We start from the raw sequence: 23,647 nt of genomic DNA on the forward strand, positions 1-23,647 counted from the left end.
GGTCATCGTCAGGCTTTTATTCCGCAAAGCCCTTAACTCCATCCGAGTTAAGGGCTTTTGCCTTTTTAGAATTTTGCTTTAATTCATGAGTAGCCAGTGCGTACAGATAGAAATGACAGACGTTCCCAGTAAATAGTGGAAATTATGTGAAAAATATCTGGACAGTGGGATAGTAGAAGCAGTATAATCTTGCTTCTGTAGTCGTGGTGACAAACGATGAAGATTATCTGAATTAAGCAGATCGGGTGCTTAGCTCAGTTGGTAGAGCGGCGCCCTTACAAGGCGTAGGTCGGGAGTTCGAGCCTCTCAGCACCCACCATCAGATAAGCTTGTAGTACAAAGGTTAAGTAGTTTCGGAGTGGTAGTTCAGTTGGTTAGAATACCGGCCTGTCACGCCGGGGGTCGCGGGTTCGAGCCCCGTCCGCTCCGCCAGAACAAAAAAAGACGAGCAAATTGCTCGTCTTTTTTTATGGCCGTATTTCTATTTCTGGTGAATGCTTCTCGTAAATGGTTTCTATTTACCTGCACAAATACATCAGAATAAAAATATCATATCCAAACTATGTTTAGCGCACCAATATCTCCGAGTTATGGCTGATCGAGTCAATTTCATAACTAGTGAAATAATGGTGTGCTACTAGCACTAACTTTAATCTTAAGCTGCTATCGCAGTAGAAATTTCCCCGCCAAGCGCGAATACCAAATCGTCCAGCATGCTAGCCAATTCGGCACTCATTAGCATGAAGTCGGCATCAAAACGCTCCTCATCATTGCTGGTACGTTTATCGGTATCTTCATCCAGAATATCCAGCGGTTTAATACGTTTAATCGCCAGTGTTTCTGTCAGTACAAATGAGATCCGGTCGTTCCAGGTCAATGCTAGCTTAGTGCATTGTTTACCCGCCGCAATATGCCGCTGTACATCATCTGCATCCAGAGTATGGCGAACATAACGGACGGTCGCCTTATCTTCGGTATGCGCTCTTAATTCTGTGTCCTGATCTATGGTGAAACCTTTTGGCGCTTCATTGCCGACTAGCCAATCTGTCATCGCGGCCGTAGGCGACATTGTTACACGCAAACTCTCTAACGGTAATTTGCTGGTGCATTTCAGTAGAAGTTTAATTACTTCGTCTGCCTTGTTTGGGCTAGATGAATCAATCACCAGCCAGCCGTGGTCAGGATCAATCCATACCCAGCTTGTGCGCTTGATACCGAAGGCGCGTGGTAACAATTCTTCTGTTACACGCTCCTTTAAATCTTTCATTGCCTTGCGGCCTGGCGCAAATCCTTGCTGCTCTTCCAGTTCAATAGCGCGTGCTTTCGTCACTTGATTGATCACCGTGGAAGGTAATAATTTCTTTTCCGTCGCAAGCAGTAAGAACAATTGGCTACCCACGCTATGGACTAAAAGATCATTGTCGCGCGGAGATGCCCAACCTTCGCTTTGCATGTCGCCTGAAGCGCATTGCGAAAATGCTTGTTTTGCAAGTTGCGCATTCAGTTCCTCTACATCTATTTGCAAAGGACTAGGAAGACGAAAAATCTGTAAGTTCTTAAACCACATAAATAATCTCAGCTAGTAAAACAATCCATTTTACACGTTAGGTAAGGTGCATTCACACCATTCCCGAAGTGTTTCACGACATCTGGTGTTCGTTGGTCGCAAATGATTCGGCACGCAGAAGATGAAATGTCACCATGCAGCATCACTACATCACTGGGAGAAATAAAATGTTAAGTCAAATCATCACACATACGCCACTCTGGGTCTGGGCAATTCTGGGATTTTTAATTTATCGCGGTGTCATTGCCAGCAAGGACCGCGTCGTTAGCCTGAAGTCAATTTGCATTATTCCTATCGTGATGCTTGGCTTGTCGCTGCAAGGGATGCTGAGTAACTTTGGTATCAGGCCCCTTGCGCTAGTGAGCTGGGGCCTCAGCTATATTTTGGTCACCGCGTTGACCTGGAAATTATCCAAAAGCACCACAGTCAGCGTGATGCGGGCTGAATCAAAAGTTCATCTGACAGGAAGCTGGGTGCCCTTAGCATTGATGATGGCTATTTTCATGATCAAATATTGCGTGAATGTGATGTTGGCGATAGATACGCACTGGAAAACAGAATCTCTGTTTGTCATAATTTGTTGTGTACTGTTTGGCATCTTAAACGGTGTATTTATGGGAAAGATGCTGGCCATTGTTCAGCGTTATAAAGAAGAAAATGCTCCTACAGCCCAGCGATCAGCACAATCTCTGGCTTAAAAATAAGGTGGCGACCGTCAGGCTTGTAGTGCGCGATCTGACTGAAGCAACCGTCAGGCAAGAATGCAAATAACGTGCGGGAAATAATATACTACCCCAATATTTTTGAAAATATGCTTAAATGTCCAACGATTATATGGACGTTTAAATATACTGTAAGGAGTATATTTAAACGTCTTTTTCATGTTGCACTAATTATGTAGCTAGTTTCCAGTCCAAATCAGGTAAAGTCTTCTCAGGCAATCGACGATCAATCAGACGCCAATCAGGACTTACGCAAAACTGTCCTGACTAATCAGACCTCAATCAACGGGTATCTGCTAGCTCTTCACCAGCTCGTCCAACGCCAATACGGACTTTGAGTGTGCAAGACAGTATAATGTTTGCTGTCTCTTTACATACACACCTACCTATACCTCAGCCTTAACGCGAGGTGCGCGCACACTATGCTAGCTCAACAAAAACAAGAAATTTCCAAACTATTCCAACTCGCTGTTCAGCCTTTGTTGGTTGGCAGCGATTTAACGCCAAATATCGTATTGGAACGCCCGCGCGACGCTTCGCACGGCGACATCGCTTGCAATATCGCAATGCAAATTGCCAAACCGCTCAAAAAAAATCCACGTGAACTGGCGCAGGCCATTGTTGCCGCAATTATGGCGCAATCCAGTAGCTTGATCGCCGCTGCCGAAATCGCTGGTCCGGGCTTTATCAATATTCGTCTGACAGACGCCGCTAAGCAAGCCATCGCCAAAACGGTATTAGAGCAAACCGCAGATTTTGGTAAAAGTGACCAAGGCGCAGGTAAGAAAGTCATCATCGAATTTGTCTCTGCCAATCCAACCGGACCTTTGCATGTCGGTCATGGACGCCAAGGTGCGTTGGGCGACGCGATGTCCGCCTTATTTGAGGCACAAGGCTATGACGTCACGCGGGAGTTTTATTACAACGATGCCGGCGTACAAATTGCAAACCTCGCTTTGTCCGTGCAAGCACGCGCCAAAGGCTTCAAGCCGGGTGAAGCAGGTTGGCCAGAGTCAGCTTATAACGGCGATTATATTGCTGAGATCGCACTCGACTTTTTAGCGAAAAAGACGGTTTCTGCAAGCGATGGCGCACCTGTTACTGCCACTGGCAATGTCGACGATATCGATTCTATCCGCCAGTTCAGCGTGACCTATCTGCGTAACGAACAGGATATGGATTTGCTCGCATTTGGCGTGAAGTTTAATAACTACTACTTAGAAACCTCCCTATATAAAGATGGGAAAGTAGAAGCCGCAGTAGAAGCCCTAATCAAAGCTGGCAAAACTTACGAACTCGATGGCGCCTTATGGTTGCGCAGCACAGAATATGGCGACGACAAAGATCGCGTCATGAAGAAGTCTGACGGAACTTATACTTATTTTGTCCCTGACGTTGCATACCACATCGTCAAATGGCAACGTGGTTTCCAGAAGGCGATCAACATTATGGGTAGCGACCATCACGGCACCATTGCGCGCGTGCGCGGCGGTTTGCAAGCTGCCAATGTGAGCGTTCCGCTAGGCTATCCTGACTATGTGCTGCATAAAATGGTCACCGTCATGAAGGACGGTGCCGAGGTCAAAATCTCTAAGCGCGCAGGCTCCTATGTCACGGTGCGTGATCTGATTGATTGGTCTGGTAATGGCGATGTCGTTAAAGGTCGGGATGCAGTGCGCTTCTTCCTGATTTCGCGCAAGGCCGATACCGAATTCGTGTTCGATGTTGACGTCGCCTTAGCGAGTTCAGATGAAAATCCTGTGTATTACGTGCAATACGCCCATGCCCGGATTTGCTCCGTGCTGGCGCAATACAGCAGCGATGAAGATGTGCTGGCGAAGTTAAAAGACGTCGATTTGTCACCCCTTACTGCCGTACGGGAAGCCGCCTTGTTGGCAAAACTGGCAGAATATCCAGAAGCCTTGCAAAAAGCGCTGGACGAGTTGGGGCCGCATCAGATCGCTTTCTATTTGCGCGATCTGGCAGGCGAGCTGCATAGCTATTACAATGCCGAACGGATTTTGGTCGATGATGAAGCGACCAAAATGGCACGTCTGGCTTTGATGCTGGCAACCCGCCAGGTCTTGCGTAACGGACTCGCCTTGATTGGCGTATCGGCGCCGAATAAAATGTAGAGAGCTTCGGTGAATTATTTCAGCGACAGCGCATTTTTATCAATATCTATCAATATTGATCAATGCACTACGCTGAAATAATATTTGTCTATGTGGGAATTTAAGTCTGAACATAACTACCAATCTAAGTGTCAATATAAAGTCATTTAAGACCTATTAAATCGGAGACGCATGAAATCGCTTTCTTATCATCGCTATCAAACTATTAAAACCGTCCGTCAGCATGGCGGTACCTTGCTAGGACTGATCGTCGGTTTAGTCATCGGCTTGGCAATCGCCGTCGCCGTCGCATTATTGATTACCAAATCTTCCACGCCTTTTACCAACAAAGGCGCGAAAGCCGCAGATATACCAGTGACTCAAGTGCAAGATCCCAATAAGCCTATGTATGGGAATAAAGACGCGGTAAAAGAGGCGGCTAAGGATTTTGTAAAACCTGTGGATGCTCCTAAAGCCCCGGACGCTGTTGCCAATGTTAGTAATGTAGCGGCTACGCCTGGCAACGCTGTCGGAAACAAACTTCCAGATGCTAAAGTAGACAGCAAGCCAGCCGAGATCGCCAAGCCAGCCATCGCCACGCAAGACAAGGCCGAAGTTAAACCAGCCGATGCCACCAGAGCGGGCGATACTGTTGATGACAAATACGTCTACTATCTGCAAGCAGGTGCATTCCGTGATCAGGCCGACGCAGAGAGTGCCCGCGCCAAGCTGGCATTGATCGGTTTTGAGGCTCGTGTCAGCGAAAAGCCCTCGGATAATGGTACGCTGTATCGAGTTCGGATTGGTCCATTTAATCAGATCGAAACAATGAACCGAATGCGCGCAAAGTTGTCTGAAAACAGTGTGGATGTCGCAGTGGTCCGTACCGCTAAGTAGTTCTGAGTCAGTTGCAATAGCAAGACATATTCTTGAATAATATAAAGGAAAAGTGATGCGTTCAATCCGTCAAATGACACAAAAAATGTTGTTAGTAATTGGGTTTGGTCTGGGCTTAGGTTTTGTCGCTGCGACCGCTAGCGCAAGCCCCACAATGCCACAAAATGGTGTTGAATACACTGTATTAGATCGCCCGCAGCCGGCCGAAGGTGGGAAAAAAGTAGAAGTGATCGAATTCTTTGGCTACTTCTGCCCGCATTGCAATGCATTAGAGCCAGTGATCGCCGCATGGGTAAAAAAGCAAGGTGACAATATTGTTTTTAAACGTATCCATGTCAACTTTCACGACTTGGTCACGCAGCAAAAACTGTATTACACCTTAGAAGCCATGGGTAAAATAGAAGAATTCCATGCCAAGGCGTTTGCTGCACTCCACATTGAGCGTAACCGCTTGCAAAGCGATGCCGATATTATGGAATTTGTGACGAAATCGGGTCTGGATAAACAAAAATTTATGGACGTTTATAACTCGTTCGCAGTGCAAAGCAAAGTCAATCGCTCAGCACAGATGCAAGATGCTTACCGTATCGATAGCGTGCCAATGTTTGCAGTCGATGGTCGTTATATGACTGGCCCTGCAATGGCAGCAAAGGGTTTGGGACGTGTGACTGAAGATGCACAAAATGTCGCCGGTATTCAAGTTCTGGATTTCTTGTTTAATAAAGTCTTGAAGGACAAAAATGCACCTGCTGCGGCAGCACCGGCAGCAAGTAAAGTAACGCCAGCACCAGCGGCAAAAGACGCTGCAAAAAAGAAATAATTTCCCGATTTGGGTAGGTAATAATTTAAGGAAGTCCGTCAGTTAATGACGGACTTTTTTTATATGCAAACAGTATTTATCACAGGCGCATCTTCCGGTATCGGCGCAGCACTGGCGCGTAGTTTTGCGGAGCAAGGTGCGGTGCTTGGTTTGGTCGCACGCCGTCAGGACGTATTGGAACAATTACGACAAAGCTTGCCCAACGCAGACAAGCATCAAATTTACCCTTTAGATGTTACCGATCACGCTGCGCTGGCCAAGGCTGCTACGGATTTTATTCAGGCGGTCGGTCAAGTGAATGTCGTGGTTGCGAATGCGGGTATTTCTGTCGGAACTTTGACTGAGCATGCCGAAGATATTCCGGTCTTTGCTCGCGTCATAGAGACCAATCTAATTGCGACCGTCGCCACCTTTGCGCCGTTTATCGCGTCGATGCAAGGCTACGCCAAACAGCAAGATTGCCGTCTGGTCGGTATCGGCAGTGTCGCCGGCATACGCGGCTTGCCGGGGGCTGAAGCCTACAGCGCCTCCAAGGCGGCGGTGATCAGTTATTGCGAGTCGTTGCGCGTCGAGTTGCGCTCAAGCGGCATCAAAGTGGTGACCATTGCACCAGGTTATATTGATACCCCGATGACACGTGACAACCCTTATCCTATGCCATTTTTAATGCCGGTTGAGGCCTTTGCCAAGTCAGCCGTTGCTGCGATTGATCGTGGTGATTCTTACCGGATTATCCCCTGGCAAATGGGCGTAGTTGCCAAGCTAATGCGCGTGCTTCCTAATTGGCTTTATGATCGTGTTTTTGCCAAAGCACGCAGAAAACCGCGTGCAAATGAATCCTGATGACATCTTTGTAGAATTTGAATGAAATATACTCCTAATAAGTATATTTTAATTGTCCATAATATCATTGGGCATTAAGCAGTTTTTTGTGAAATAACGGGGGAGTATAGTAAATATGCCGCTAATTGATGCTACGGGTCAGGCCCATCTCCCCGCTGATGTCAATCCGCGCATCGTTAGTCTGGTGCCGTCAATTACCGAATTGCTGTGCGATCTGGGGCTGGCTCCCTGGCTGGTCGGTCGTACAGGTTTTTGTATTCATCCGGCAGATATTGTCAAAACCATCCCCAAAATCGGTGGCACTAAAGATGTCAATATCGAGAAAATCCGTCGCCTTGCGCCTACCCATCTCATCGTCAACATCGATGAAAACCAAAAGCCCACCGTTGATCAACTTGCCGCATTTATTCCACATATCGTCGTCACCCATCCCATCACACCGCGTGACAATCTTGCCCTGTATCGTTTGCTTGGCGATATTTTTCAGGTCGCACCAGCCGCTGAAAAACTCTGCGCCGAGTTTGAAAAAAACTACGCTCAGCTCCACACCAAGCCTGACACCAAGCCTGACACCAAGCCTGACACTGAGCACGACACTGAGCTAGCACCGCCGGCGCAAATCGCACTACCACAAACCATGCTGTATTGCATCTGGAAAGACCCGTGGATGACGGTGTCCAGCGATACTTATATTGCCAATATGTTGTCTCTGATCGGCTGGAAAACCTGGCAGCATCCACAGTCCACCGAGCGCTATCCCCGGTTTGAGTGGAGCGATCAAGTAGCCAGCGAGATTGACGGCGTTTTGCTCTCGACCGAACCCTATCGGTTTACAGAAATCCATGTTGACGCTTTAGAGCAGCAAATCGGCAAACCAGTTCAGCTGGTAGATGGCGAAATGCTGTCCTGGTACGGCAGCCGCGCGATTGCTGGGTTGGCATATTTAAGGTCGCTTTAACATGGCAAAGCGTTTCGCGCGCAGCTGAGTTTTATGTATAAATTGGTTTATAAGAGTGCTTCAGACATCTTATTTTTACATCCTGCAAACTCCATTTTTACTCAATTACCTCTATTTATCTATTTGCGTAAGAGCGATGTAAGTGCATGCCCGCACTCTCTTAAGGCGGAACTTGTCTTGCCCGAGAAAAGTGCCTCGTCATACAGATAAATAAAAATGAAAAGACAGCGCGCATTTTTTCTCGCCTGGTTCCCTTTTCGGGTAAATCTCAGATTCAAAATTGATGCATGAGTTAAATATACTCTAGGAGGGTATATTTTAGTTGTCCATATAATTATTGGTCAATAAGGTAATTTTAGACAAATTTAATGGGAGTATATAAATATCCGATTGTTTTGTAGGCTACAAAAATGGAATAAACAATGACATTGAGGATTTTTTTTACGGAGAATTTCGCCACGTATTTATTGGTTAAAGCATTTGTTTTTTGCTCCATGGTGAAGCATTTTTGATCGATATTCGATGTATACCATTAATACCACACTGCCAGCTGGCTTCCTTTTCCGCCTCCGCACTTCATGCTACCTTTGAGTCAGCTATACAACTTAAGCAATTCCTGCAAGATAAAGATGGCTTGAAGACGGCTAGGTTTGCCGGACACGCAACATTCCAGTGTCGATTTCAATTTTCAAGCTTTCTTTTTAAATTTAATCACTAGCTCAGCAAAAGCTACACTCAACCAGACTTTTAAATAAGGCCTTAAAACATGCACTCATATAACGGCAAACTAGCTTGCCTTGCGGCGGCGATTTCCTCCATTTTTGCAAGTTCCGCTTATGCTCAAACAACGACGGATGCCACAGCTGGTGCGGCAAAACGTACTGAGCAAATTGATACCGTCACAGTAACCGCCCAAAAGCGTAAAGAAGATGCCAGCAAAGTACCGCTGAGTATTTCAGTCATCCGCGGCGACGATATCGTCGGGCAACATATTACCGACATCGGCGACGTCACCCGGGCGATTCCTAACGTCTCTTTCTCTGGTGCCAGCGGTTCCGGCGCTGGTCTGAACAATATTGAAATCCGCGGCGTCAGCTCCGCCGCAGGTTCGGCCACCGTTGGCGTGTATATGGACGACGTGTCGATGACGACGCGCAATCTGTACAGCTTGGGTAGCGCCGAACCAAAACTGTTTGATCTGGATCGCATCGAAGTGTTACGTGGCCCGCAAGGTACTTTGTATGGTGCCAGCTCCATGGGTGGCACGCTGAAGTTCATCACCAATCAGCCTATCTTTAACGAGCGTGAGGCCAATTTGTATAGCGAAGTCTCCTCCACCAAAGGCGGCGGCACCAATTACACCGTCAACGGCGTATTCAATATGCCATTGATCAAAGATGAAATGGCATTGCGGATTGGCCTGCAAAAAGGGCGTAACAGCGGCTATGTCGATCAGGTTTCTCCTACCAATGGCAAAGTGGTCGCTTCCGGCATTAACTCGGAAGAAAGTTCCGTCGCCAGAATCGCTTTAAAGTGGTCGCCAACCAAGGAGTTGACGATTACGCCAGCGATCTTTTACCAAGAAGTAAAGACCGCCGACATCGATGCTTTCTACACGTCGTTGCCTGGCAATCAAACCAACAAAATCGTCAGAGAACCAGGTACCGACAAGTTGACTGTACCTAGCCTGACCATCAATTACGACATGGGTTTTGCTGATCTGGTATCGGTATCAAGCTTATTTCAACGTGACTTTGATCGCACTCAAGACGGCACCGTCGTCAACAGTAGCTATATCGGTGGCCTGATTAGCAGCTTGCCGAATGCACCTGCCGGACTGGGTGATACGGTTGCCGCATTACCTTCTGCCGTCTATCTGAATAATCAGGTTCGTCAGTTCTCGCAAGAGGTACGTTTGACTTCTAAACCATATGATCCGAAGGTTTCTCCCTTTACCTGGATTGGTGGTTTGTTTTATTCCAATTTAAAAACCAATGTGTTGGATAACGAGCCAGTGTTTGGCATCAACAAGGCGTTTGCTAATGCAGGCGTGAACCCCGCTGATCCTAACTTGTTAGGTTCTTCCTTCCCAGGTGACAACTCTTATTTCAGCGGACGTCATTACCGTACAGAGCAGACCGCCTTGTTTGGTGAGGTTAATTACTACTTTAGCCCAACGCTGCATGCTACCGTCGGTGCTCGCTATTTGCGGGCGACGGATTCCTTGTCGCGTGATGGTGACTTCTTCTTTGCCGGCGGACCTGCGCACTCGGATGCCAGTTCCAACTTCAAGGCAACTACCCCTAAATTTGCGATTACATGGCAAGTCGATCCTAATAATAATTTGTACGCCAGTGCCAGCCAGGGCTTCCGTTTGGGTGGACAAAACCGCGCAATTCCAGTCTCGGTTTGTGCCGCAGACTTTAAAAATCTGAACTTAACTTCGGCACCAACCTCATTTGATCCAGACAAATTATGGAGCTATGAAGTCGGTAGCAAATCGCGTTTGATGGGCAACCGTTTATCTGTTAATTTGGCCGCGTTTTACATTGACTGGAACAAGCTACAACAAGACGTGTCCTTGCCAGGTTGCGGTTTCGACTTTGAGACCAACGTCGGCAAAGCAAAAAGCTATGGCTTTGAATTTGAAGTTAAAGCCAAGCCAAGTTCCAACGTCCTGATCGGCTTCTCCGGCGGTTACACCGATGCCAAGTTGTCCAGCGACATTCCATCTATCGGTGCAGTCTCTGGCGATGCTATTCAAGGCGTACCTAAATACAATGCCAGCCTGACAGGTCAATACAACTTTGATCTTGCCAATGATACTTACGGCTTCGCTCGTGCAGCGGTACATTGGGTAGGCAGTAGCCACGGTAGTCTGGTACACACCGATCCTGACTATGATCGCCCTGCTTACAGCACCGTAGATGCCAGCGTTGGCGCAACTTGGGGTACGTGGGAGTTGTCCTTGTTTGCAAAAAATCTGCTGAACAACGACAAGGTAATTCAACGTCCTAATGTCCAGTTTGTCAGCGAAGGTTACCGCGTTCGTCCGTTGACTGTAGGCTTAAGCTTGTCTGCAAAAATGTAATTGATGACGAAATAAAAAAGGGAGCGAAAGCTCCCTTTTTTTTGCACCATTGCCAGATCAAACTTCGATTGCGGCTCAATATCAGACCTATTAAACCCAGATTTTCCATTAGACCGCTATCACTTCGCAGAAACGCAGACGGCGTGAGGTCTTCAGAGGGATAGCACCACCGCGATTTGAGTGGGAACGCTACAGCGACAATGGCACCTTTGGCGAACTGCCTGGCGTTGTTGCTCCTCCTAGCAAGATGCAGCTTGCGTCGTCGTCGCGTCTAGCCAGCCAGTCCTCCAAAGACACACTTGTCGCTGTTCCAATGGAAAATCTGGGTTAAAACGAACTATTAAAACCAAATTACATGAGCAAATTACAAAAACATCTTGCGTGGATTAATACTGTCTCAACGCAATAGCCCCGACACACCACGATAAAGCAGGAATACACCAAGCATAAAACCAGCTGCAATAATGATCCAGAAGCTGATCGGGCTGTTATCACGATCAATGATAGAGAACTTACCAATCACCCATCCGTTCTGAATACCAAATATCGACAAGCCTATGGGCAGCCAAGCGCCAAATAGTGCGCCGAGTGGCTCCCGCAAGGCGTGATATCTGGTGCTGTGTTCAATCCATAACATCAACATCATCATGCAGATAGCATACACCACGAATAGCTTAATTTGATTTTTAGGCATGAAGGGGAAATGTCGATTTTTGGAGCATGCAGCAACATTGCGAATAACGATAGCAATAGCTGTCGATACGATTAATCTTCCTGAGCAAAGTCGTAATCAAAATCGTAGGCATGTTTCCCATCGGCGATATTAATCATCAGCTTGCCGGTCAAGCCACGTAATTCCCCCGTACCAGAATCTGGTACCACGGTTACTAATAACTGTGGTGCGCCACGATTCATGATGCCGTTGTGCTGGAGCGCAAAACTGCCGCTGCGACCGTGCAACGATCCGGTGACATATTCTATGGCGACATACGCCGCCGATCCTTTTACCTCGGTACCGATACTCAGCATTTCGCCTTGGCTTGCGCCGACTAAATCGCCCTGAAACTGTTTATCAATTGAGCGCCTGCCCATCATCGCGACGGCCTCGCCGTGGTGTAATGTCAGTGCCGATAAAGTGACTTCAAATGTGCCCGTTGCTTTGGTGGTCATGATGTTCCCTGGTAGCTGATTTCTGTGCTCACGCAAAAATAGATTCAAAAATAGATTCAAAAATTGCTTCAAAAATTGATTCTTATATTGATTTGCTTGTTGGCTCTGATTTGAATTTTCAGAAGTCCACTTTACTCTTTGCTATGCTTAGTATCTTCCGTCGGTGCGACCAGCGGCAAATGCAAAATAAAGCATGCGCCCTGGCCATAATGACTTTCTACACTGATTTTGCCGCCCAGCAGCGAGGTCACGATGTTGTACACAATATTCAAACCAAGTCCGCTGCCGCCGCGCCCTAGTTTGGTGGTGAAAAAAGGGTCAAAGATGCGCGACAAATCCTCGTCCGGTATGCCAATACCATTATCTTGAAAGCGGATTTCCAGCGTCTCCTGGTCAAGTCGTTTTGCGGATAAATGCATGGTGCCGCTCTCTGGATTTGTAAATTGCTCAAAGCCATGCAAGATGGCGTTGTCGATCAGATTGCTGATGACTTGTTCCAGCGGACCCGGATAACTATCCATCTCGATATCGTCAGCAATATCCAACTGCATTTGTATGCCTGCTTGCTGGATTTTGATAATTACTGTTGCAAGGATATCTTGACTGATTTTTTTCAGATTAAAAGGCCGTCGCTTAGAACTCGCCTGATCTACTGCAACTTGTTTAAAACTCCTGATTAATTCTGCCGCACTGCTTAAGCCGCGCTCTAGCAGCGCCGATGCTTGCTCGGCTTCTTGCAGATAATTGATCAGCAAAGAGCGTTTAATCTGGCCTTGTTCTAACAAGGCGGTAAATTCTGTTGTACGTTCTTTGAGCGTGCTAGAAATCAGCAAGCTATTGCCAATCGGTGTGTTCAGCTCATGCGCCACGCCAGCCACCAGCGAACCCAGTGCGGCTAATTTTTCGCTACGGATTAAATCATTTAAAGCGATGCGCAATTCGCTGGTGCGATCAGCGACATTTTGCTCTAACAAGGCATTGGCTTTGGATAGCGCCAGCTCGGCGGCTTTGAGGTTGGTAATGTCGGTGTAGGTGGTGATAAATCCACTTAGTTTTTGACCCGGGTTGCGATCTGCGTTGCCATCGTTTTTATTTTCGCTTTTATCCTCATGAATATCGACATTGATGTCTTCATAAATCGGATTGCCCTGCACCAGATGCGTATGTCCGTTAGGACGGGCTCGCTCAAATTGGTGGGCTTCAAAGCGCATCGCCAAGGCCAGACGTTGCTGGATTAAATCGTCGATATTGCCGTCGCCATATTCGCCACGCTCGGCCATGATGCGTAACAAATCCGCAAAATGGACACCACGATAAATACTGGCCGGGTCGTAATCGAGGATGTCTAAAAATCCTTGGTTCCAGGTTTGCAGGCGCAGGTCTTGGTCAAACACGCTGATACCTTGCGGCATATTGCTTAATATCGTTTGTAGCAACAGTGACTGGCGCTTATATTCGGATTGAATACTACGTTTGGCGGTGATATCGACACAGGTAGTGACAAAGCCGCCGCTACTGATCGGTGAACTACGTACCTCAAGAATACTGCCGTCGCTGCGCGTGCGCTCATAGCTAAATGGTGTTTTTCGTTCAAGCAGACCTAAAATGTACTGAAATCGCTGGGCATCGTTGTTGCCGAATTCGCTAAATTCACCGCGCGCAATATTGAAGCGAAGAATCTCTTGAATATGCGGCATTCTTTGTTCAATCAATGCTGGCGGCAGATCGAGTATGTTGACCATGGTCTGGTTCCATGCCACCAGATAACCGCTGTCATCCATCAAGCTGACACCGCCCGGAAAATTATCCAGCAAAATTTGCAGCTGTCGGCTTCTGCGCAAGGACTCTTGCTCGGTGCGTTGGCGTTCTGTCAGATCGCGCACGACGATAATGATTCTGATGATGTCGCCGTCAATCAAGCGACTGATACACAATTCGGTAGGGAATAAAGTGCCGTCCAATTTGCGGGCGATCCACTCAAAGCGTTGGGGATAACCTGCTACCGCCAGCCGCACATAAAATTCGGCAGCACTGGGGGAATCTCTACCATCAGCCTGGTAGGGCGCAGAGAAATCAACTGGCGATTTAAACATCAATTGCGCCCGGGTCGCGCCATACAGACGCTCGGCACTGGGATTGCAATCCACTAGCTGGTTATTTTCCATTACGATCAAACCGTCTAGCGATTGCTCCACCATCGCATGGTAGATCGCCTCTTTAGAAACGCTGGCAGCGCCAAACATCTGCCCGCCAGAATTGTTATCGGGCGTCATCGCGTGGCACGCAAATGATCCGCAACAGCATACGGACTTAGCCAAACGGAGTGGTGCGGGCGCTGTTGCATACGACTCCCTATTTTGTTTTTTGCGTCAGCTTGCTTGTGGCTGCGTTTGATCTCAGCGAAAGCGAAGTCTTAGCGCTTAGAATAGTACAAAATGACAACAAAAAATAGAGCGATTTTTTAAATCGCATGCGTGATATTTGGATATACAGAGCAGATAAAAAATATACCCGCTATGAGTATATTTAGATTGTCCATATATTAAATAGACGATTGGCTGTTTTTATGAAAAATAATGGGGAGTATCTTGGCCGTGCGGGAAACGAGCGAGTAAAAAGGGTATAAAAATCTGTGCTGGTTTTGCATCATTTGGTCACCGATTTATTTATTGGTCAGTGACACGCCCGCAATCACCAGTAAACCGCCAATCACCATCGACACCAGAACCGGCTCTCCCAGCAAGAGCGCGCTTAGGCTGATGCCAAATACCGGCACCAGATTATTAAACACCGCCGTGCGCGCCGGACCTATGGTTTTTACGCCTTCGTAATACCAGACAAAACCAACCACCGTACCGATGGCGCCCAGATACGCAATCGCCGCCACAGCGGGCCAGGTAAAGTGCTGCCAGTTGACGTCGCGGATTTCAAACAGCGCGCCACATGCCAGCAACAACAAGCCCCACAGCGCCGCGTAAGCGGTAGCGGCAATCGGGCTGAGACCTTTGAGCGCATGGCGACCGATGATAGTGTAAGCCGCCCAAGCGCAAACGCCGGTAAACATAAATAATTCGCCCGCACCGACAGATTGTGCGATGTCATGCCAGGCGCCAGCCAGATCGCCGCGGGTGATCACGATGGCCGCACCGACAAACGCAATGGCAATGCCCAGCCATTTTCTAAAGCCCAAACGCTCACCAAAAAACGCCGCCAGCGCCAGCGCCGTGATGATGGGATTGAGCGCCACGAACAAGGCGGTGCGACCAGCGGGCATGCGCTCCAGCGCGGAGAAAAAGCAAATGTTATATAAAAAAATCCCAGTCGCACCCAGCGCAAAAGTCGCATGCATTTGCTGTCGTGTCAGTTTGGGCAAGCCGCCTTCCAAACGCCACGCCATCAGCAGCAACAAACTGCTGGCAACCAAGAAACGTCCGGTCGCCACAATCAGATGCGGGATTTGTTGCACCACCACTTTGCCAGCGATAAAAGTGCCGCCCCAGAACAACGCGACGAAGACGAGTTTGATATAAGTGCTATAGGTGCTGACGGGCGCTGGATGCGTGGTGTTAGGCATGAGTAGAGGAGGATGTGAAGGATGATAAGTTGGGTCGTGCTGAGTTGCTCACCAAGGTAGCAAAAGGTCTTAATGCCGCATGAGGTTCGCCGCCAGATGATTCGCTAAATTTCAGCTTGATTATTTAAAATTTGGGGAGTATCGGTTTAATTAGTCGTATTGTCCAAATAAAATATGGACAATACGGCATTGATGTAACTTACCCCTACCTAGTATAGTTATCAGTTAGGCAGTGACAAATCGCATAATTCCGTCAGCACCCAAGTTGCGGCGCAGTACTCCATCGAACCACAACTTATGTAAATGCGCCAGCGCTTCACCCAAGGCGAACGTCAGTTGATGTGCGTCCAGTGCGCGTGGAAACATGATAGGGACGATATCTGCCGCGGATTTTTCGGTCGCACAGGCCGCGACGACTTCTGCCAGACGGTCGCGGTGATGGTCATTCAGTTGCTGGATGCGGGTATGCAAGCCGCGAAAAGGTTTGCCATGCGACGGGAGTATTAACACGTCGTCCGGCAAGGATGCATATTTTGCCAGCGAATCCAGATATTGCTGCACTGGATTGGCTTCCGGCTCAATCGCAAACACCGACACATTGGTCGAGATACGTGGCAACACCATGTCGCCGGAGATCAGCAGATTCAGCGCTGCGCAATACAACGAGGCATGCTCCGGTGAATGGCCGAAGCCGGTAATGATTTGCCAGTCATGCCCGCCAATCCGCACGTCCCGGCCTTCTTGCATGCGCCGATATGCCGTCGGCACGCTTGGCACTAGCGTGGTGTAATAACTTTTACGCTCGGCAATCTGCTCTTGCATCTCCGACACCATACCGTGTTTTTTAAAATGCGGAAACATCGCGCTGCCATCGGCGCCCGGCAAGCTAGCCGACATCATGCGGGCAAATGCGTACTCACCCGCCGTCATCCACAGCGGTGCTTGCCAGCGTTGGCATAACCAATCCGCCAGACCAATATGATCGGGATGACAATGCGTTGCCAGTACCCGCACAATCGGCAGACCGCGCAGGCCGAGTGCAGGATCACTGAATAAGGCTTCCCATGCATCGCGCGTCGGCTCGCTGGAGATGCCGCAGTCAATCGCAGTCCAGCCCTGCACTACGCCATGCTCGCCCTCGTAATCATCTTCAATCAACCACAAATTGATATGGTTCAGCGCAAACGGTAAGCCCATCCTGATCCACAACACGCCCGGCGCGATGACGATGGTTTTGCCCAAGTCGGGCAAGGTGTCGCCCAGCGGATAATCGAGTTGCAGTTCAAGAGGATTCATAGCGGTTTTCTGGTCTCGTGATGTGATTTCTTGTTGTGTTCGTTTTGCATTTAATTGAAGGTCAGTCGGCGAGCATGAGGGCATTCTGGGAAATCCTATTTTTCGGCACACATGCGCCAAGGAATATCCTACAATGCGATTTCAGGCAGTTTGACGCTTACGTTAACGTAAATGCCGAGCGTAAATACCAAGCATAAATACCAAGCGTAAATGCAAGCTGAATGCAAACGTTCATGTGCAGCTTACTTACAACAATTATTTGCGACGATTATTTGCCTGCAATATCAGCGCGCAATACCAACGTACAGTCGCCGTTTGCAAGCAGTGCCTGCGATTGTAGCCAGAAAACCGCTTTCCTGTTTTGTCCGATGTTTTGTCTACTATTCTGATTTCCCGACTTGATCAACATGGCCACCTACACAATTACCGACCTCGCACGAGAATTTGACATTACCCCGCGGGCGATTCGTTTTTACGAAGATCAAGGTCTGATCAGCCCCACGCGGGACGGTCCCAGCGGACGCAACCGCGTCTATACCGCCCGCGAAAGGACGCATCTCAAACTAACCCTGCGCGGCAAACGTCTCGGTCTGAGCTTGTCTGACATCAAGAGTCTGGTCGATATGTACGGCTCACCCAAGGACACAGCACCGCAGTTACAAAGCTTTTTAAGTGTTTTAGCGCGCCATCGCGCTGCCTTGGAGCAACAGCGTGAAGATATTGAAGTTATGCTGGCAGAAATCAGCGCACATGAAGAAGAGAGCAATCGCTTGTTGACGCTGGCAGCTCATTCTGAGAATAAGTAAAACTACCAGTTTGCATTTTAGAAATATGATTGACGTTTACGTAAACGTCAATTTGAAGTATGATTTTTGGCTGCATTTCCATCGAGTTTGTATAGAATTTCGCTGCGATAATCATTATCTGGTAACACATTCAACATAAAAAGTGAGGACGACATGCTGCATCTCCCAGGTTTAACGTTTGATCATGGCGAAGACATCGCCGCCTTGCGTGAAGCAATCCAGCAATTTGCGGAGGCAGAAATCGCACCGCGCGCGGCTGAGATTGACCGCAGTGACCAGTTCCCTATGGATTTATGGCGCAAACTGGGCGATCTAGGTGTGCATGGTATGACCGTTTCAGAAGAATACGGCGGCGCCAATATGGGTTATCTGGCGCACATCATCGCGATGGAAGAAATTTCCCGCGCCTCTGCTTCCGTCGGCTTGTCTTACGGCGCGCATTCTAATCTGTGTATCAACCAGATCAATCGCAACGGATCACCTGAGCAAAAAGCTAAATACCTTCCAAAACTGATTTCTGGTGAGCATATTGGTGCATTGGCTATGTCCGAACCCAATGCAGGATCAGACGTCGTCAGCATGAAATTACGTGCTGATTTTAAAGGCGATCGCTGGGTATTGAATGGCACCAAAATGTGGATTACGAATGGCCCCGATGCGGATACGTTGGTGGTGTACGCCAAGAATGATCTGGAGGCGGGTCCACGCGGCATGACCGCTTTCCTGATCGAAAAAGGTTTTAAAGGTTTTAGCATCGCGCAAAAACTCGACAAACTCGGCATGCGCGGCTCCCACACGGGTGAGCTGGTATTCCAAGATTGCGAAGTGCCAGCAGAAAACGTCCTTGGCGGTCTGGGCAAAGGTGTCAACGTATTGATGTCAGGTCTGGATTTTGAGCGCGCCGTATTGTCCGGTGGTCCGCTCGGAATCATGCAAGCCTGTATGGATGCCGTTGTGCCGTATGTGCATGACCGCAAACAATTCGGTCAGCCTATCGGCGAATTCCAGTTAATGCAGGGCAAACTGGCGGATATGTATTCCACCATGATGGCTTGCAAAGCCTATGTGTATGCCGTTGGTCAGGCCTGCGACCGAGCCAAAACACCAGAGGCGGTGCGTGCGATGCGCAAAGATGCCGCTGGCGCGATTTTGTACTCCGCAGAAAAAGCCACCTGGATGGCGGGCGAAGCGATTCAGACTCTGGGCGGCAACGGTTACATCAATGAATATCCCGTCGGACGTTTATGGCGTGATGCGAAGCTGTATGAAATCGGCGCAGGCACCAGCGAAATCCGTCGTATGTTGATCGGTCGAGAGTTGTTTGCAGAGACGAAGTAAGGGATTATCCGTCCTTGAAATAAGGCGGGGAAGCAGATGTGCGCTGGCAAGATGGATGGGGTATTTGTACCGGTTTTGCCAGTGTGTTGATGTCGAATTAAAAGATACTCCCACTAGGTATATTTAAGTTGTCCTTAGAATCAATGGACAATAAGGCATATTTATAAAATATATTGGGGAGTATATTAAAATATGTCGATACTTTTGCAGAATCAACTTTTTACGTTAGCGCAATAATCCGGTCTTTTTCTCATGCTTCAATCATTCGCCAACCAGCTTCGATGAATAGCTCACTTGCCATGTTAACTACTTTGCCAGCTACTCTACACATCCAGACACCATTGCTACAGCATCGCAAGTTGTCGGCGCAGTTACGTAAAGCAGTCTGGCTGAAGATGGAAAACACGCAGCCTTCGGGCTCATTCAAGCTGCGCGGGATTGGTTTGATGTGCCAGCGCGCGGTCGCCAATGGCGCGACGCATCTGGTTTGTCCGTCCGGCGGCAACGCCGGATTTGCCGCTGCTGTGGCGGGCGCCGCCCTGGCAGTACGCACCACCATCGTCGTCCCACACTCGACACCCGAGAATGTGCGTGAGGCAATTCGCGCAATCGGTGCGGAACTGATTGTCGAAGGCACGCAATGGGACGAGGCAAATCAACTCGCGCTTAAGCTGTGCCAGGACCCGAATGCAGTGTATATCCCGCCGTTTGATCACCCTGATATCTGGGATGGCAATGCCACGCTCATTGATGAAGTAGTGCAGGCAGGACATGATTTTGATGTGGTGATTTGCTCGGTCGGCGGTGGTGGCTTACTCAGCGGCATCGTGCAGGGTTTGCAACGCAATGGCGCAGCGAATATTCCGGTGATTGCAGTAGAAACTGAGGGCGCCGCATCGTTACATGCAGCAGTGCAGGCGGATGAGCTGGTGACCTTGCCTGCGATTACCTCCATTGCCAGCATATTGGGTGCGCGACGGGTAGCGCAGCAGGCTTTTGATCATACTCAAACCCATCAGATCCATGCGGTCACTGTCAGCGACGCACAGGCGATACAGGCGTGCCTGAGTTTTGCTGACGATATGCGTACTTTGGTGGAGCCTGCTTGTGGCGCTGCTTTGGCCGTAGCGTATCAAGAGCTTGCGATCTTGGCGCAATATCAGCGACCCTTGATCGTCGTCTGCGGTGGTATGGGGGTAGACTTGGCGAACCTGATCAAACTGCAGTCTAGTTTGCAGCCGAGTTTGTAACCCAGAGCGAATATGAAACTTTTGAATTCTGCCGCCGCTGTTAAGGCTAAATCCGAAGCTAAATCCGTACCAAAATTGCCCCGACACTAAGACACTATGCCCCAAGTCGCCTTCCCTAAATTGTTGTCCTCTCAGATCGCGTTCGATATTGCGCGTACGATCATGGATGGCTTCGACAAACATTACCGTTTGTTCCGCGCCTCCAGCCAGACTGCAAAAAGTGATTTTGAAACCGGCAACTGGAAGGCCGCACAAAATGCAGCGCGTGAACGGATCGGCTATTACGACAAACGCGTGAAAGAATGTGTACAAACGCTGGAAGACGAGTACGAGCAAGAGGACCTGACAGATCAGGTCTGGCGCGAAGTGAAGCTGCATTACATGGGTTTGCTGATCGACCATTTGCAACCGGAACTGGCAGAGACATTTTTCAATACGGTCTGTACCAAGATGCTGCACCGGAATTACTTCCATAATGATTTTATTTTTGTACGCCCTGCAGTTTCTACCGAATACATCGAGAACAAAGACACGCCACCAACTTATCGCGTGTATTACCCCGCCAAAGATGGCTTGCATTACACACTCAAACGTATCATCACTAATTTCCAGCTCAAAGCCAGTTTTGCGGATTTGGACAGGGATGTAGAGTTCGTCGCTGAGCGTTTAAAAGTGCTGCTAGAAAGCGATAAATTAGAGCCAAATCATCAGATCCAGGTACTGGCGAATTTGTTCTTCCGCAATAAGGGAGCTTACATCGTCGGCAAACGGATTAACGGGAATAAAGAATCACCTTTTATCATTCCGATTCTGCACAATCGTAAGGGTGAATTGGTGCTTGATACCATTCTGTTTGACACGATACAGATCACGATTTTGTTCTCGTTCACCCGTGCTTATTTCATGGTGGACATGCTGGTGCCATCGGCCTATGTGCAGTTCATCCGCAGCATTTTGCCGAAGAAGCCGCGTAGCGAAATTTACACGATACTGGGTTTACAAAAGCATGGCAAAAATTTGTTCTACCGTGACTTTTTGCATCACCTCAAATACTCTTCAGACCGCATCGAAGCCGCACCCGGTATCCGCGGTCTAGTGATGCTGGTGTTTGCTTTGCCGTCGTTCCCGTATGTGTTCAAGCTGATAAAAGATAGCTTCCCGCCACCGAAAGAAACCACCAAAGCGCTGATCAAAGAAAAATACCAGCTGGTCAAAAATCATGATCGCGTTGGACGTATGGCAGACACGCTGGAATACTCGGATGTCGCGTTTCCACGAGCCCGTTTTTCTGAAGAGTTGCTGGCAGAAATCAAGCAATATGCGCCCTCCATCGTAGAGGAAGAGGACGACGAAATCATCATCAAACATCTGTATATCGAAAGACGGATGGTGCCCTTAAATATTTTCTTGGGCGAAGCAGAGAAAAGCGGCGATGATGCGGCCATTGAGCACGGTATTTTTGAATACGGCAACGCCATTAAAGAGCTAGTCGCGGCAAACATTTTCCCTGGCGATATGCTGTATAAAAACTTTGGCGTGACGCGCCATAGCCGTGTCGTGTTCTATGATTATGATGAGATTGAATACGTTAGCGATTGTAATTTTCGCGTGATTCCGCAAGCGCGTAATGAAGAAGACGAGATGGCGTCGGAGCCATGGTATCCAGTCGCAAAAAATGATGTATTCCCAGAACAGTTCGGCCCTTTCTTATTGGGCAACCCCAAGGTGCGGCAGTATTTTATGAAGCATCATGCCGATTTACTGACAGCAGATTACTGGCAAACGCGCAAGCTACGCATTATGGCGGGCAAAGTGGATGATGTTTTCCCTTATCCGCAAGAAGTACGCTTCAGCCATCAAACTCAACTGCATCAGTTAAATGAGTTGAAAACACAGAGTTCGCAAAAATAATTCACAAAAGTTCGCTTCATCTTTACAAACAATTTTTTGGAGATATCACATGAATGATCCTATCGTTATCGTCGGCGCCGCACGCACACCTATGGGTGCATTTCAGGGCGATTTTTCTTCTGTCACCGCTAGTCAATTAGGTGCAGTAGCGATCAAGGCGGCAGTCGAGCGCTCTGGTGTTAAACCAGAACTGATTGAAGAAGTTTTGTTCGGTAACTGTCTGATGGCAGGTCAAGGTCAGGCGCCAGCGCGCCAAGCTGCATTGGCTGCTGGTTTGCCCATGTCTACCGGTGCGGTTACCTTATCAAAAATGTGTGGCTCTGCGATGAAGGCAACCATGATGGCGTTTGACTCCATTCTTGCGGGCAGCAATGAAGTCATGGTCAGCGGCGGTATGGAATCGATGACCAACGCACCGTATCTGATTCCAAAAGCGCGTGGCGGTTATCGTATCGGTCACGGCATGATGTACGACCACATGATGCTGGATGGTCTGGAAGATGCATACGACAAAGGCAGATCAATGGGCACTTTTGCCGAGGATTGCTCAGCCAAATACCAGTTCAGCCGCGAAGAGCAAGATGCGTTTGCAATCGCCTCTGTCAAGCGCGCACAAGCAGCGACTGCCGATGGTTCTTTTGCATGGGAAATCGCTCCTGTGACGGTATCTGGCCGCAGTGGTGATGTCGTTATCGACAAAGATGAAGGTCCGCTCAAAGCCAAGCTCGATAAAATTCCGGCATTAAAGCCAGCGTTTAAAAAAGACGGCACGATCACTGCTGCATCTTCTTCATCGATCAACGACGGTGCCGCTGCACTGGTCTTGATGCGTGAGTCTAAAGCCAAAGAACTCGGCTTGACACCGATCGCTAAAATCCTCGGTCACGCCAGCCATGCGCAAGAACCAGGTTGGTTCACCACAGCACCCATCGGCGCGATAGAAAAGCTGTATAAAAAAATTGGCTGGACAACTGCCGATGTCGATTTATTTGAGATCAATGAAGCCTTCGCAGCAGTGCCAATGGCGGCGATGAAAGACCTCGGCATTTCTCATGACAAGATTAATGTTCACGGCGGTGCTTGTGCACTGGGTCATCCTATTGGCGCATCAGGTGCCCGTATCATTATCACTTTGATCGGTGCGTTGAAAAAACAAGGTAAAAAACGTGGTGTCGCTTCACTATGTATTGGCGGCGGTGAAGGTACTGCGATGGCAATTGAGCTGGTTTAAATAGTACTCAGCGCACCCGATCAACAAACTCAATTTTTATCTTCTATCTTCGGAAAAAT

Annotated in this window: 18 protein-coding genes and 2 tRNA genes; 14 read left to right on the top strand and 6 right to left on the bottom strand. The window is 48.5% G+C overall.

Annotation, left to right across the window (positions count from 1 at the left end; translation table 11 throughout):
- Positions 1 to 243: 243 nt before the first annotated feature.
- Together QN395_RS06070 and QN395_RS06075 are read left to right on the top strand one after the other, a co-directional pair.
- Positions 244 to 319 (top strand) — tRNA-Val (locus QN395_RS06070).
- Positions 320 to 355: 36 nt separating this feature from the next.
- Positions 356 to 432, top strand: a tRNA-Asp gene (locus QN395_RS06075).
- A 223-nt stretch (positions 433 to 655) separates the two neighbouring features.
- On the opposite strand, the gene QN395_RS06080 is transcribed toward QN395_RS06075, so the two are convergent.
- Positions 656 to 1,567, bottom strand: coding sequence for a recombination-associated protein RdgC (locus QN395_RS06080; protein WP_322120440.1), 912 nt, complete (start codon positions 1,565 to 1,567; stop codon positions 656 to 658).
- Between the two features lie 134 nt (positions 1,568 to 1,701).
- On the opposite strand from QN395_RS06080, the gene QN395_RS06085 reads away from it, so the two are divergent.
- From QN395_RS06085 to QN395_RS06115, 7 genes are all read left to right on the top strand, one after another.
- Entirely contained in the window at positions 1,702 to 2,265 is a 564-nt protein-coding gene (locus tag QN395_RS06085; protein WP_322120439.1) for a DUF6622 family protein, read from the top strand.
- 446 nt (positions 2,266 to 2,711) lie between these two features.
- A complete protein-coding gene (argS, locus tag QN395_RS06090) occupies positions 2,712 to 4,424 on the top strand; it encodes an arginine--tRNA ligase (RefSeq protein ID WP_323491786.1) in 1,713 nt (570 codons plus the stop codon).
- 171 nt (positions 4,425 to 4,595) lie between these two features.
- On the top strand, positions 4,596 to 5,300 hold the full coding sequence (locus QN395_RS06095) for an SPOR domain-containing protein (RefSeq protein ID WP_322120437.1): 705 nt from the start codon (positions 4,596 to 4,598) through the stop codon (positions 5,298 to 5,300).
- Positions 5,301 to 5,355: 55 nt separating this feature from the next.
- Entirely contained in the window at positions 5,356 to 6,120 is a 765-nt protein-coding gene (locus QN395_RS06100; protein WP_323491787.1) for a thiol:disulfide interchange protein DsbA/DsbL, read from the top strand.
- 63 nt (positions 6,121 to 6,183) lie between these two features.
- On the top strand, positions 6,184 to 6,963 hold the full coding sequence (locus QN395_RS06105) for an SDR family oxidoreductase (protein WP_322120435.1): 780 nt from the start codon (positions 6,184 to 6,186) through the stop codon (positions 6,961 to 6,963).
- Positions 6,964 to 7,078: 115 nt separating this feature from the next.
- Positions 7,079 to 7,921 carry a helical backbone metal receptor gene (locus QN395_RS06110; RefSeq protein WP_323491788.1) on the top strand — a complete coding sequence of 281 codons (843 nt, stop codon included), beginning with the start codon at positions 7,079 to 7,081 and terminating at the stop codon, positions 7,919 to 7,921.
- Positions 7,922 to 8,687: 766 nt separating this feature from the next.
- The gene (locus QN395_RS06115; protein ID WP_322120433.1) at positions 8,688 to 11,012 is read left to right on the top strand and encodes a TonB-dependent receptor; all 2,325 of its coding nucleotides are present in this window, start codon (positions 8,688 to 8,690) and stop codon (positions 11,010 to 11,012) included.
- Positions 11,013 to 11,409: 397 nt separating this feature from the next.
- Here the strand turns inward: QN395_RS06115 and QN395_RS06120 are convergent, their stop codons facing one another.
- The 5 genes from QN395_RS06120 to QN395_RS06140 all read right to left on the bottom strand — a co-directional run bounded on the left by QN395_RS06120 (position 11,410) and on the right by QN395_RS06140 (position 17,052).
- Entirely contained in the window at positions 11,410 to 11,706 is a 297-nt protein-coding gene (locus tag QN395_RS06120) for a hypothetical protein (RefSeq protein WP_322120432.1), read from the bottom strand.
- Positions 11,707 to 11,777: 71 nt separating this feature from the next.
- Positions 11,778 to 12,182 (bottom strand): DUF3224 domain-containing protein, encoded by a 405-nt coding sequence (locus QN395_RS06125; protein WP_322120431.1) that lies wholly within the window; start codon positions 12,180 to 12,182, stop codon positions 11,778 to 11,780.
- Between the two features lie 131 nt (positions 12,183 to 12,313).
- Entirely contained in the window at positions 12,314 to 14,455 is a 2,142-nt protein-coding gene (locus QN395_RS06130) for a PAS-domain containing protein (RefSeq protein ID WP_323491789.1), read from the bottom strand.
- A 389-nt stretch (positions 14,456 to 14,844) separates the two neighbouring features.
- On the bottom strand, positions 14,845 to 15,756 hold the full coding sequence (locus QN395_RS06135) for a DMT family transporter (protein WP_322120429.1): 912 nt from the start codon (positions 15,754 to 15,756) through the stop codon (positions 14,845 to 14,847).
- Positions 15,757 to 15,981: 225 nt separating this feature from the next.
- The gene (locus tag QN395_RS06140; protein WP_322120428.1) at positions 15,982 to 17,052 is read right to left on the bottom strand and encodes an MBL fold metallo-hydrolase; all 1,071 of its coding nucleotides are present in this window, start codon (positions 17,050 to 17,052) and stop codon (positions 15,982 to 15,984) included.
- Between the two features lie 407 nt (positions 17,053 to 17,459).
- On the opposite strand from QN395_RS06140, the gene QN395_RS06145 reads away from it, so the two are divergent.
- The 5 genes from QN395_RS06145 to QN395_RS06165 all read left to right on the top strand — a co-directional run bounded on the left by QN395_RS06145 (position 17,460) and on the right by QN395_RS06165 (position 23,588).
- Positions 17,460 to 17,858 (top strand): MerR family DNA-binding transcriptional regulator, encoded by a 399-nt coding sequence (locus QN395_RS06145; protein WP_322120427.1) that lies wholly within the window; start codon positions 17,460 to 17,462, stop codon positions 17,856 to 17,858.
- Positions 17,859 to 18,011: 153 nt separating this feature from the next.
- Positions 18,012 to 19,196: an isovaleryl-CoA dehydrogenase gene (locus tag QN395_RS06150; RefSeq protein ID WP_322120426.1), complete on the top strand. Its 1,185-nt coding sequence runs from the start codon at positions 18,012 to 18,014 to the stop codon at positions 19,194 to 19,196.
- A gap of 281 nt (positions 19,197 to 19,477) precedes the next feature.
- Positions 19,478 to 20,446: a pyridoxal-phosphate dependent enzyme gene (locus QN395_RS06155; protein ID WP_323491790.1), complete on the top strand. Its 969-nt coding sequence runs from the start codon at positions 19,478 to 19,480 to the stop codon at positions 20,444 to 20,446.
- Positions 20,447 to 20,542: 96 nt separating this feature from the next.
- Positions 20,543 to 22,357 (top strand): bifunctional isocitrate dehydrogenase kinase/phosphatase, encoded by a 1,815-nt coding sequence (aceK, locus tag QN395_RS06160; protein WP_322120424.1) that lies wholly within the window; start codon positions 20,543 to 20,545, stop codon positions 22,355 to 22,357.
- A 49-nt stretch (positions 22,358 to 22,406) separates the two neighbouring features.
- Positions 22,407 to 23,588 carry an acetyl-CoA C-acetyltransferase gene (locus QN395_RS06165; RefSeq protein ID WP_322120423.1) on the top strand — a complete coding sequence of 394 codons (1,182 nt, stop codon included), beginning with the start codon at positions 22,407 to 22,409 and terminating at the stop codon, positions 23,586 to 23,588.
- The last annotated feature ends 59 nt before the right edge of the window (positions 23,589 to 23,647 follow it).

The organism is Undibacterium sp. RTI2.2 (assembly GCF_035018705.1).
Classification (GTDB): Bacteria; Pseudomonadota; Gammaproteobacteria; order Burkholderiales; family Burkholderiaceae_D; genus Undibacterium.